The sequence below is a fragment of the Serratia sp. BW106 genome, from assembly GCF_002607755.1.
Classification (GTDB): domain Bacteria; phylum Pseudomonadota; class Gammaproteobacteria; order Enterobacterales; family Enterobacteriaceae; genus Serratia; species Serratia proteamaculans.
The window spans coordinates 50699-62073 of record NZ_MCGS01000028.1 but is presented as its reverse complement, the minus strand read 5'-3'; the positions used below and the strand labels follow the sequence as shown (position 1 = coordinate 62073).

Below are 11375 nucleotides of genomic sequence, written 5' to 3'. Positions count from 1 at the left end.
AGCCAGCCAGGCGGGATCGACAGTAAACTGTCGCGAATAGCAGCCGGTCGGGTTCTGTTCCGGCACCCGCGGCGGATCGACCGGGATCGGGTAGCGGACGTTGGTGTAGATTGGCGCGTCATAACCGGCAAGTTGCCAGTTAGACGGCACCGCCAGGGTATCGGCGTCGGCCAGGTCCTGCTGCAACCAACCGTCGGGGACCGCCTGCGGGCTGCCGAAATAGCTGAACTGCCAGTCGCCGTTCAGAAGTTGCCGACTACCGCTGCTCTCATCGTCACGCGCAGCATTCAGGCTGCGCCAGCTCGAGAAAGGCGGATGTGCAGCCAGCCGTTGATAATGGGTACAGGCCGGATTTTGCCAGTCCCGGCGGGCGAGAAGGTCTTTCAGGGAAGGAAGGGGCAGGCTACTCATCAGCGATCGTCCTGTCGGCGGATTATAGAGGCATCATGCCGAATAAGATGCTGAGGATAGTGATAAAAGTAAAGCGGTTACATTCAAGCTTGCAGGGGCGATCAAATAACCGCTTATTCTGGCAGGTTGGGGCGGTAAATCCGCTGCGGGCGGCCCACTTTGCCGTAAATGATTTCTGCACGCAGCTGCTGGGCGGCGGTGCAAAACTCCAGATAACGGCGTGCGGTGGTGCGGCTTAGCCCCATTTTTTGCGCAACGCTTTCAGCGGTGTGGCTGGCCGAAGGCAGTTCAAACAAGGCACGGATTTTCACCAGTGTCAGTTCATCGATGCCTGCCGGCAAGCTCGCCTGCTGTTCACCGCGTGCGTAGGTGTTGAACATCTGATCAATGCGGTGCTGACTAAGCCGCGCTTTGTCTTTCAACGCCTGCCGCCGCTGGCTAAAGCGCAGCAGCGTGTGGGACAGACGATCGTAGGCCAGCGGTTTGATCAGGTAATCGAAGACCCCATAACGCAGCGCTTCGGCCACGGTATCCATATCGCTGGCGGCGGTGATAAACACGATGCCACCGGCATAACCGCTCAGGGTCAGTTCACGCAGCAGCTCAATGCCCTGACCGTCGGGCAGGAAGTTGTCCAGCAGGATCAGATCCGGTTTGAAGCGCTCGCTCATCATGCGCGCCTGCGCCAGGTTGCCGGCCAACCAGATTTGCCGGCAACCGCCGTTCTGCCGGATAAATTCCGCATGCATCTCCGCCAGCGGTGTTTCATCTTCGACAATCAGTATGTTCAACCATTCCATAGGGCATTTTCCAGTTGCAATGAATATGCTACGTAAATGTAATGTAATTGCGCCATCAATTAAAGATTATCTCAATAATAAACACCATAAAAATAATTAAGTAAATAAAGAACATTAAATAACTTATTAACCGGGAGGGGTTTGTGAAATAGGTCAATAATTCGCTACTTTTTTCTGCCTACTATTGTTTTATTAAATGTGCCTGATGGTTTTAACGGTTTTATCTTTAAGGTTTTAATTATTCCTAAAGATGTTAATTGATGTTTATTTTCTGTTTAATTTGTTATTTATTAGTTAACCCAGAGAGTGTGCCATGTTGGGCGATGCCGTATTTGACCGAGTGAAAAGATCAGATCATAAAAATATAGCGCAGATTAATGCCTTTCTGCGGAGTAACGACCTGAATATTGATACTACGGTTGAAATATTTATTACCGTGACGCAAAACGATGAATTGGTCGCCTGCGGCGGCATTGCAGACAATATTATCAAATGCGTCGCTATCAGCCCACAAATGCGTGGCGAAGGGTTGGCACTGCGGCTGGCGACCGAACTGGTCAATCTGGCTTATGAACGCCACCACACCCAGCTATTTATCTACACCAAAATCCAAAATGAAGCGTTGTTCCGCCAGTGCGGTTTTTATCCGATAGCCCAGGTACCGGGCATTGTGGTGCTGATGGAAAACAGCCCGTGCCGCCTGAAGCGCTATGCCGCCCAGTTGGCGGGCCAGCGACAGCCGGGCCACACCATTGGCAGCATCGTGATGAATGCCAACCCCTTTACCCGCGGTCACCAATATCTGGTGCGCCAGGCGGCAGAAAAGTGCGACTGGCTGCACCTGTTTTTGGTCAAGGAAAACACCTCGCGTTTCAGCTATGAAGACCGGCGGCGGCTGGTACTGGCGGGCACCACGGATATCCCTAACCTGACGGTGCATGAAGGTTCGCAATACGTCATTTCCCGCGCCACTTTCCCTTGTTACTTCATTAAAGATCAGGGTATTGCCGACGACTGTTACACCGAAATCGATCTCAAGATCTTTCGTCAGTATCTGGCCCCCGCGCTGGGCATCACCCATCGTTTTGTCGGCAACGAGCCGTTCTGCGCGGTCACCGCGAAATACAACCGCGATATGCGTTACTGGCTGGAAACCCCGGCGTTACCCAGCCCGCCGATCGCGCTGGTAGAAATTGAGCGTTTGCAATATCAGGGCACGGCGATCTCGGCCTCCTGGGTACGCAAGCTGTTGGCGGCAGGCGATTTTCACGCCGCCGCGCCGCTGGTACCGCCAGACACCCTGTATTACCTGCAAGATTTGCAAACGCAGCGCCGGGCCAAACCGGCAGTCACCCCCTTTGAATCCGCACAATCAGGTGAAAGATGAAAATTATCCGAGAAGCAATGGCCGGCACGCTGGAGTCCAGCGATGTCATGGTGCGCATCGCGCCCGCTGAGGGGCCGGAACACGATCTGCTGATCGCCAGCAGCGTGGAAAAACAGTTCGGCGAAGCCATCCGCCAGACGCTGCTGCAGGTGCTGCAACACTACCAGGTGGAGCCGGTGCAGGTGATGGTGGACGACAAAGGCGCGCTCGACTGCGTACTACGGGCCCGGCTGGAAACCGCGCTGATGCGTGCCAGCGACAATGGCCAACTGCCATGGGGAGCGCCTAATGAAAACGCTGAATAAACACCGCCTGCGCCGCAGCATGCTGTTCGTGCCCGGCGCCAATGCGGCGATGGTGAGCAATGCCTTTATCTATCAGGCCGATGCGCTGATGTTTGATCTGGAAGACTCGGTGATCCTGCGCGAAAAAGACGCGGCGCGGCGGCTGGTCTATCACGCGTTGCAACATCCGCTGTATCAGGAAGTGGAAACCATTGTGCGGGTTAACGCGCTGGATTCCGCTTACGGCCTGGCAGATTTGCAGGCGGTAGTCCGTGGTGGGGCCGACATTGTGCGCTTGCCGAAAACCGACAGCGCGCAGGACGTGGTGGATATGGATCGCGAGATTGCCGCCATCGAAGCCGACTGCGGACGCCCGGTCGGCAGCACCGGCTTGTTGGCGGCGATTGAGTCGGCGGCGGGCATCACTCAGGCGGTGGCTATCGCCCATGCTTCGCCACGGTTGATCGGTATTGCGCTGGGGGCGGAAGACTATGTACGCAACCTGCGTACCGAACGTTCCCCCGAGGGCATCGAGCTGCTGTTTGCGCGCTGCTCACTGTTGCAGGCGGCGCGGGCCGCAGGCATTCAGGCGTTCGATACGGTCTATTCCGACGCCAATAACGAAGCCGGTTTCCTGCAGGAAGCGGCGCTGATCAAACAGCTCGGTTTCGACGGCAAATCCCTGATTAACCCCCGGCAGATCGAACTGCTGCACAACCTGTATGCGCCAACCGCCAAAGAGGTGGCCCATGCCCAGCGGGTGGTGGATGCCGCCGCAGCGGCGGAGCAGGAAGGGCGCGGCGTGGTGTCGCTCAACGGCAAGATGGTCGACAGCCCGGTGATTGAGCGCGCACGGCTGGTGTTGCAGCGCGCAGCGCTTTCCGGCATCCGCGAAGCCTCGGTTCAGCATGGAGAGGAAGCATAATGAAACGTCAACAACGACTGATGACCCTGAACAACCTGGCGGATTTGCGCTGCTATCAGGATTCCTCCAAGGCTAACCAGCAGGCGCGTAAACCCCGCGATATCAAACGCTGCGACACGCTGGAACAGGCGGTGCGCCGCAGCGGATTGCAGGACGGCATGACCATTTCTTTCCACCATGCGTTTCGCGGTGGCGATCTGGCGCTGAATCAGGTGATGGAAACGCTGGCGGCGATGGGGTTCCGCAACCTGACGCTGGCCTCCAGCTCGCTGAGTGAATGCCATGCGCCGTTGGTTGGTCATATTCGCAACGGGGTGGTAAGCCGGATTTATACCTCCGGTGTGCGCGGCCCGCTGGCGGACGCCATCTCACGCGGCCTGCTGGCCGAACCGGTGCAGATCCACTCCCACGGTGGTCGGGTCAACCTGATCGAATCCGGTGAACTGGCGATTGACGTCGCCTTCCTTGGGGTACCGGCCTGTGATGAGTTCGGCAATGCCAACGGCTACAGCGGCGAAGCCTGCTGCGGCTCGCTGGGTTACGCCAAAGTGGATGCCGACGCGGCGGGCACCGTGGTGTTGCTGACCGAGGCGATTGTGCCTTATCCGCATCATCCGGCCAGCCTGGCACAGGATCGGGTGGATCTGATCGTTCAACTGGCACGGGTGGGAGACGCCGACAAGATTGGTGCCGACGCCACGCGCATGACCTCCAACCCGCGTGAACTGCTGATTGCCCGTCGGGCCGCCGAAGTGATCGCCGGTTCCGGCTACTTTACCGAAGGTTTCTCGCTGCAAACCGGCACCGGCGGCGCCTCACTGGCGGTGACGCGTTTTCTGGAAGACAAGATGCGCGCACGCGGTATTCGCGCCGGTTTCGCACTCGGTGGCATCACTTCGACCATGGTGGATTTGCATGAAAAAGGGCTGATCACCCGGCTGCTGGACGTGCAAAGTTTTGACCGCGCGGCGGCGATGTCGCTGGCGCGCAACCCTAACCACATTGAGATCAGCGCCAACCAGTACGCCAATTTCAGTTCGAAGGGTGCCTCGGTCGATAGGCTTGACGTGGTGGTGCTGAGCGCGTTGGAAATCGACACCGGGTTCAACGTTAACGTGCTGACCGGCTCCGACGGCCTGCTGCGCGGTGCCTCTGGCGGCCACTGTGATACCGCTGCGGCCGCGCGGCTGGCGATCATCGTGGCACCGCTGGTGCGTGGGCGCATCCCAACGCTGGTCGAGCAAGTGACCACCTGTGTCACGCCCGGCTCCAGCATCGACATTCTGGTTACCGATCATGGTATTGCCGTTAACCCGGCGCGGCCAGAGTTGGCGCAGCGGCTGAAAGAGGCCGGTTTGCCGGTGGTCGGCATCGACTGGCTGCGCCAGCGGGCGCTGCTGCTGACCGGTGAACCGGAGCCGATCGTCTTTACCGACAAGGTAGTGGCGGTCGTGCGCTATCGCGACGGTTCGGTGATCGACGTGGTGCATCAGGTGGCGGAGTAATCCTATGGCTAGCGTCCTTCCTGAACTGGCCGCCAACCGCGCAGTCAGCCTGCCGGAACTGCTTACCAGCCGCGAATGTCGTCAGGCCCGCCAGCAGGCGTGGCTGGCACAGCATCAGTCTACCTTGCTGGTGCTGACGCTGGTGGTGCCCGGTGGGGTAAAAGACAGCGCGCTGACGCGCAATATCTTCAACCTGGGTTGGCAGGCGCTGCAACAGCTGTGGGGCGAGCAGGGCTGGCGCTGCGTGCAGGCCGAAACGCTGGCGCTGTCCACCGGCTGCGAAGGTTTTGTGGCGCTACAGGCCGATGCCCAGCGGGTGAAAGATTGCGCCATGCAGTTGGAAGTGCAGCAGCCGATTGGCCGACTGTGGGATATCGACGTGCTGGACTCACAGGGGCGCATTTTGTCGCGCCGCGATCTGGGGCTGGCGGAACGTCGCTGTCTGCTGTGCAGCCAACCGGCCAAACTCTGCGCCCGCCAACGGCAGCACAGCAGTGAACAGCTGCTGCAGGAAATGGAAAGGATGCTCAATGATGCACTCGCTACCCGCTGATCCCGTCCGTTATGCCCGCCAAACGCAAGTCGGGGACTTCGCCCATGCCGCCTACCGGGCGCTGCTGGTGGAAGTGAATCTGACCCCCAAACCGGGCCTGGTGGATCGTCATAACAACGGCGCACACCGGGATATGAACCTCGGTCATTTTTACCGCAGCGCCCGTGCCATTGGCATCTGGCTGCCGCGCTTTATCCGCCAGGGCCGCGACGATGCTTTCCGCCCGGCAGCCGAGCAGTTATTGCGGCTGCGCCCGTTGGGGCTGGCCTGCGAAAACCACATGTTCCAGGCCACGGGCGGCGTCAACACCCACAAAGGCAGCGTGTTTTCACTCGGTCTGCTGTGTGCCGCCTTCGGCCGTTGTGATCAGCAGCAACGCCATATCGACGCCAAAACCTTGTGCGCCGAAGTGGCGACGATGTGTGACGGGCTGGTGGCGCGCGAGCTGCAACAGCACAACGCGCTACAGACTGCCGGTCAGCGGCTGTTTGCTGAGCATGGCCTGAGTGGCGCGCGCGGCGAGGCCGAATCCGGCTTCGAACGGGTGATTAACGGCGCTTTGCCGCTGTACCGACAACGGCTGAACGCCGGTTGTGATGAACAGACCGCGCTGATGGACAGCCTGCTGTGGCTGATGGCCCACAACGATGACACCAACGTCGCTTCGCGCGGCGGCATCGAAGGCCTGCACTGGCTTCAGCAGCGTGCCGCCGGGCTGTTGGCTCAAGGTGGCGCGCAGGGCGAGCAGGGCATACAGCGCCTGCGGCAGTTTGACGCCGACTGCATCATGCGCAACCTCAGCCCCGGCGGCAGCGCCGACCTGTTAATCGTTACCTGGCTACTGGCGCAGTTACCGAACTAAAAACAATATCCCGTCTCTGGAGAAACTTATGTCCGAAACCAAGGAAAAAATCTGGAAAGCGCTGACGCCGTTGCTGGTGCTGGCTATCCTGTTATGGATACCCACGCCGGACGGCATGCCGCCGCAGGCCTGGCGTTACTTTGCCATTTTTGTGGCGATGATTGTCGGCATGATCCTGGAGCCGATCCCGGCGACGGCGATCAGCTTTATCGCCGTGACCCTCAGCGTGCTGAGTGCCAACTGGGTGCTGTTCGGTGCGCAGGAGCTGGCAGAACCGGGCTTTAAGGCCGGTAAAGAAGCGTTGAAATGGGGGCTGGCGGGGTTCTCCAGCACCACCGTCTGGCTGGTGTTCGGCGCATTCATCTTCGCGCTCGGCTACGAAGCGACCGGGCTGGGGCGACGCATTGCGTTGTTCCTGGTGAAGTTTATGGGCAAGCGTACCCTGACGCTCGGCTATGCGGTGGTGATCATCGACATTCTGCTCGCGCCCTTTACCCCGTCCAATACCGCCCGTACCGGCGGTACCGTGTTCCCGGTGGTGAAAAATCTGCCGCCGCTGTTTGACTCCTTCCCCAATGATCCCTCCTCGCGCCGTATCGGCGGCTACCTGATGTGGATGATGGTGGTGGGGACCAGCATCAGCTCCTCGATGTTCGTCACCGGTGCCGCGCCGAACGTGCTGGGGATCGAGTTCGTCAGCAAGATTGCCGGGGTGCACATCAGTTGGATGCAGTGGTTCCTGGCCTTCCTGCCGGTCGGGCTGCTGCTGTTGATTATCGCGCCGTTGATCTCCTATTACCTGTACAAACCGGGCGTGACCCACAGCAGCGAAGTGGCGACCTGGGCCAATACCGCGCTGGCCGAAATGGGCAAGTTGACGCGCAAGGAATACACGCTGATTGGCCTGGTGCTGCTCAGCCTGTGCCTGTGGGTGTTTGGCGGTAAGCTGTTGGATGCCACCACGGTTTGCCTGCTGGCGGTATCCTTGATGTTGGCGCTGCACGTGGTGTCGTGGAAGGAGATCACCAAATATTCCAGCGCCTGGAATACGCTGGTTAACCTGGCGACGCTGGTGGTGATGGCCAACGGCCTGACCCGCTCCGGCTTTATCGACTGGTTCGCCCAGACCATGAGCACCCACCTGGACGGTTTTTCACCGAATATGACGGTGGTGGCGCTGGTGCTGGTGTTCTACTTTGCCCACTACCTGTTCGCCAGCCTGTCGGCACACACGGCCACCATGCTGCCGGTGATCCTGGCGGTGGGTAAAGGGTTGCCGGGGGTGCCGATGGAGCAACTGTCGATGCTGCTGGTGCTGTCGATCGGCATCATGGGCGTGCTGACGCCGTACGCTACCGGCCCTGGGGTGATCATTTACGGCTGCGGCTACGTGAAGTCGAAAGATTACTGGCGCATGGGCGGTATTCTCGGCGTGGTGTATATCGCCGCGCTGCTGTTGATCGGCTGGCCAATCATGCGTTTGTGGCTGTAATTTTTTGAGTTAACGGCGGTCATCTGCGGATGGCCGCTGGGCAGACCTTTCCTTGTGATACTCATCACACACTTTCCCCGTTAACCTCTCCATCATAGCGAAGCAAAAGCTAACACATTAAAAATAATCATTTTCCTGGAGCCTCTGCGGATGAAAAGAAAAGCCTTATTGCTGTGCTTGCCGTTATTAATGACCGGGACTGCCCTGGCGGAAACCAACGACTATCAATTGGATCAGGTGCTGGTGATGAGTCGCCATAACCTGCGTGCGCCACTGGCCAATAACGGCAGCGTACTGGCACAGTCCACGCCTAAAGCCTGGCCGGCCTGGGACACGCCGGGTGGCCTGTTGACTACCAAGGGCGGGGTGCTGGAAGTGTATATGGGCCACTATTTCAATGCGTGGCTGAAACAAACCGGAGTACTGCCGCAGGAAGGCTGCCCAACGGCCGGCAGCGTTTACGTTTATGCCAACAGCCTGCAGCGCACGGTAGCGACCGCGCAGTTCTTTACCAACGGCGCGTTCCCTGGCTGTGACATCAGCGTGCATCATCAGGACAAAATGGGGGAGATGGATCCGACCTTCAACCCGATCATCACCGACAACAGCGACGCTTTCAATCAACAGGCGCTGGGGGCGATGAACAAGGAACTGGCCTCGCTGAAGCTGGATGCGGCCTATAAACAACTCGCGAAAATCATCGATTATAAAGATTCCAGCAGCTGTAAAACCGACAAGCACTGCGATCTGACCAAAGAGGCCAGCAAAATGAGTGCGGTACCGGGCAAAGAGCCGGGTGTCGCGGGTCCGCTGCGGGTGGGCAACTCGCTGGTGGATGCCTTCATGCTGCAATATTACGAAGGCTTCCCGATGAAGGACGTGGCCTGGGGCAAAATCACCACGCCGCAGCAGTGGAAACAGTTGGCGCAGTTGAAAGACGGCTATCAGGATTCGTTGTTCACCTCGCCGGTGGTAGCGCAGAACGTGGCCAAGCCGCTGCTGACCTACATCAACGGCGCACTGATTGGTGAACGCAAACCGGACTCACCGAAAGTGACGGTGCTGGTGGGCCACGATTCCAACATCGCTTCTCTGCTGTCGGCGATGGAGTTCCAACCGTACCAACTGCCGCATCAATATGAGAAAACGCCGATTGGCGGCAAGCTGGTGTTCCAGCGCTGGCACGACAAGAAAAACGATCGCGACCTGCTGAAGATTGAGTATGTGTATCAATCCACCGACCAGTTGCGTAATGCCAGCCCGCTGACGCTGAAAACCCCGCCACAGCGCGTAACGTTGGCGCTGAAAGGTTGCCCGGTAGATAAACAGGGTTACTGCGCCTGGAGCGACTTCGAAAAAACCATGAAAGGCATTCTGTAATCTTGCCGTTCCTCTCCCTCAATGGCGGGGGAGAGGAATAATCATTGTTGCCCATGGATTCGGCGTCTAAAATTAGCGCCTACACACCCAACATGGACGACAAGTGTTCTCTTCTTTTATCCCCAGAATTGAATGGCTGAACCTGGATGATTACCCGGGGCAGATCGCGCGTTGCCACTTTTCTTTGGCCCATTATCAGGACAGCTGTTTTGACGAAATCGGCATGACACTGCCCGATCATCTGGCGCGGGCGGTGCCAAAGCGGCGGGCGGAGTATCTGGCCGGACGTTACCTGGCACGAGAGTTACTGGCGTCGCTGGGGTTTGCCGACTTCACCTTATTACCTGGCGAGGACCGTGCGCCACAGTGGCCGCCGGGCATTGCCGGTGCGCTCAGTCATAATGCGGATACTGCGCTTTGCGCCGTACATCGGGAAACGGGGTTGGGTGGCGTGGGGCTGGACGTTGAAACGCTGATCCCTGCCGCACGGGCGGAGGAGTTGTGGCGCGCTATCGTCAGCGAGGCGGAGTGTGAGCAACTGCGCGCACAGCCACAGGCATTTAACCCACTGTTGACGCTGGTGTTCTCCGCCAAAGAAAGCTTGTTCAAGGCCTTGTACCCACAGGTGCGCAGCTATTTTGATTTTCTTGATGCGCACCTGGTGGCACTTGATCCGCAACAACAGACCTTTGAATTGGAATTGCTCAAACAGCTCACGCCGCATTGCCATGCCGGCCGACGTTTTAGCGGGCGCTACTGGCATGAAAGTGACGACGTCACTACATTTATTTGTTTGTAATCAATGTAATAAATGCGTTGCACTGTCACGTAGTTGATTTTATCCGTTGCCGACGCAATAGATGACCAGCACCTTCTGACACCAACAACAGCACTGCCAGCCAAATTGGAATATAGGTCAGCCATTCCTCCCGGCCGATGCTCTCGCCGAGCAACAGCGCCACGATCACCAGCAGCACCGGCTCCACGTAGCTCAGTAAACCGAACAGGCTGAACGGCAACAGGCGACTGGCCAGGATATAACACACCAGCGCAGCGGCGCTGATCACCCCCAACAGCGGAATTTGCCAATACAGCGTCGGGCTGACGCTCAGCGCGGCCAGCGGCCCGTTCCCCCCGAAGGCAAACCAGGCGGCGACCGGCAGCATCAGCGTCAGTTCACACCACAATCCGCCGAGATTATCGGTGCCGAAACGTCGGCGCAGAATAAAGTAAACCGGATAGCCCAGCGCCACCACCAGCGTGGTCCAGGAGACGCCGCCCACCTGATACAGTTCATTGCCAACGCCGATGATCGCGCAGGCAACCGCCAATTTTTGCAGCAAAGAAAGCCTGTCGCGGAAGATCAAACGACCCGCCAGCACCATAGTTAGCGGCAACAGGAAATAGCCGAGTGAGACTTCCAGCGCTTTGCCGTGCAATGGCGCCCACAGGAACAACCAGAGTTGACCCCCCAGCAGCGCCGAACTTAGCGGCAGAAACAGCAGGCGGCGCGGTCGTTGTTTTATCCAGCACAGGGTCTCGCTGACTTTGCGCCAGTCGGCGGAAATCACCATAAACAGGGTCAAAAATGGCACCGTCAGCAGGGTGCGCCAGCCAAACACTTGTTCGCCGTCGAGCGGGGTCAGGGTGGAGGTGTAGTAATACATCACACCGAACAATATCGAGGCGATGACGGAAAGGGCTATTCCTTTAATCACGGACTGTCCTGAAAAGTGATTGATTTTATTGCCGCCTACTCTAGTGAAGTTTGGTGCC

At 58.3% G+C, this 11375-nt stretch carries 12 protein-coding genes; 9 read left to right on the top strand and 3 right to left on the bottom strand.

Annotated elements, in window-relative coordinates; all coding sequences use genetic code 11:
- Positions 1-411, bottom strand: a 411-nt coding sequence (locus tag BEI65_RS18650; protein ID WP_369804769.1) for a sugar-binding domain-containing protein, incomplete at its 3' end; no start/stop codon positions are given.
- Between the two features lie 113 nt (positions 412-524).
- Positions 525-1211: a two-component response regulator DpiA gene (dpiA, locus tag BEI65_RS18645; RefSeq protein ID WP_099064588.1), complete on the bottom strand. Its 687-nt coding sequence runs from the start codon at positions 1209-1211 to the stop codon at positions 525-527.
- A gap of 313 nt (positions 1212-1524) precedes the next feature.
- On the opposite strand from dpiA, the gene citC reads away from it, so the two are divergent.
- From citC to BEI65_RS18600, 9 genes are all read left to right on the top strand, one after another.
- Positions 1525-2598: a [citrate (pro-3S)-lyase] ligase gene (gene citC, locus BEI65_RS18640; RefSeq protein ID WP_099064587.1), complete on the top strand. Its 1074-nt coding sequence runs from the start codon at positions 1525-1527 to the stop codon at positions 2596-2598.
- Complete coding sequence (gene citD / locus BEI65_RS18635; RefSeq protein ID WP_099064586.1) at positions 2595-2903, top strand: citrate lyase acyl carrier protein; 309 nt, start codon at positions 2595-2597, stop codon at positions 2901-2903. The genes citC and citD overlap by 4 nt, the downstream gene beginning before the upstream one ends.
- Positions 2887-3807, top strand: a complete 921-nt coding sequence (citE, locus tag BEI65_RS18630) for a citrate (pro-3S)-lyase subunit beta (protein WP_017893387.1) — start codon at positions 2887-2889, stop codon at positions 3805-3807. Before citD ends, citE begins: the two co-directional genes overlap by 17 nt.
- Positions 3807-5312 carry a citrate lyase subunit alpha gene (gene citF, locus BEI65_RS18625; RefSeq protein WP_099064585.1) on the top strand — a complete coding sequence of 502 codons (1506 nt, stop codon included), beginning with the start codon at positions 3807-3809 and terminating at the stop codon, positions 5310-5312. Before citE ends, citF begins: the two co-directional genes overlap by 1 nt.
- Positions 5313-5316: 4 nt before the next feature.
- Positions 5317-5865, top strand: coding sequence for a citrate lyase holo-[acyl-carrier protein] synthase (gene citX / locus BEI65_RS18620; protein ID WP_099064584.1), 549 nt, complete (start codon positions 5317-5319; stop codon positions 5863-5865).
- On the top strand, positions 5843-6727 hold the full coding sequence (gene citG / locus BEI65_RS18615; protein ID WP_099064583.1) for a triphosphoribosyl-dephospho-CoA synthase CitG: 885 nt from the start codon (positions 5843-5845) through the stop codon (positions 6725-6727). The genes citX and citG overlap by 23 nt, the downstream gene beginning before the upstream one ends.
- Before the next feature lie 28 nt (positions 6728-6755).
- A complete protein-coding gene (locus tag BEI65_RS18610) occupies positions 6756-8219 on the top strand; it encodes an anion permease (protein ID WP_099064582.1) in 1464 nt (487 codons plus the stop codon).
- A 150-nt stretch (positions 8220-8369) separates the two neighbouring features.
- Positions 8370-9599 carry a bifunctional glucose-1-phosphatase/inositol phosphatase gene (gene agp / locus BEI65_RS18605; RefSeq protein WP_099064581.1) on the top strand — a complete coding sequence of 410 codons (1230 nt, stop codon included), beginning with the start codon at positions 8370-8372 and terminating at the stop codon, positions 9597-9599.
- A 103-nt stretch (positions 9600-9702) separates the two neighbouring features.
- Complete coding sequence (locus BEI65_RS18600) at positions 9703-10398, top strand: 4'-phosphopantetheinyl transferase (protein ID WP_099064580.1); 696 nt, start codon at positions 9703-9705, stop codon at positions 10396-10398.
- Positions 10399-10423: 25 nt separating this feature from the next.
- Here BEI65_RS18600 and rarD read toward each other — a convergent pair whose 3' ends face one another.
- Positions 10424-11317: an EamA family transporter RarD gene (rarD, locus tag BEI65_RS18595; protein WP_099064579.1), complete on the bottom strand. Its 894-nt coding sequence runs from the start codon at positions 11315-11317 to the stop codon at positions 10424-10426.
- Positions 11318-11375 lie beyond the last annotated feature (58 nt).

Excerpts from the sequence above, each read along its gene's own strand:
- dpiA (WP_099064588.1), bottom strand. The coding sequence starts at position 1,211 with ATGGAATGGTTGAACATACTGATTGTCGAAGATGAAACACCGCTGGCG.
- citC (WP_099064587.1), top strand. The coding sequence starts at position 1,525 with ATGTTGGGCGATGCCGTATTTGACCGAGTGAAAAGATCAGATCATAAA.
- citD (WP_099064586.1), top strand. The coding sequence starts at position 2,595 with ATGAAAATTATCCGAGAAGCAATGGCCGGCACGCTGGAGTCCAGCGAT.
- citE (WP_017893387.1), top strand. The coding sequence starts at position 2,887 with ATGAAAACGCTGAATAAACACCGCCTGCGCCGCAGCATGCTGTTCGTG.
- citF (WP_099064585.1), top strand. The coding sequence starts at position 3,807 with ATGAAACGTCAACAACGACTGATGACCCTGAACAACCTGGCGGATTTG.
- citX (WP_099064584.1), top strand. The coding sequence starts at position 5,317 with ATGGCTAGCGTCCTTCCTGAACTGGCCGCCAACCGCGCAGTCAGCCTG.
- citG (WP_099064583.1), top strand. The coding sequence starts at position 5,843 with ATGATGCACTCGCTACCCGCTGATCCCGTCCGTTATGCCCGCCAAACG.
- BEI65_RS18610 (WP_099064582.1), top strand. The coding sequence starts at position 6,756 with ATGTCCGAAACCAAGGAAAAAATCTGGAAAGCGCTGACGCCGTTGCTG.
- agp (WP_099064581.1), top strand. The coding sequence starts at position 8,370 with ATGAAAAGAAAAGCCTTATTGCTGTGCTTGCCGTTATTAATGACCGGG.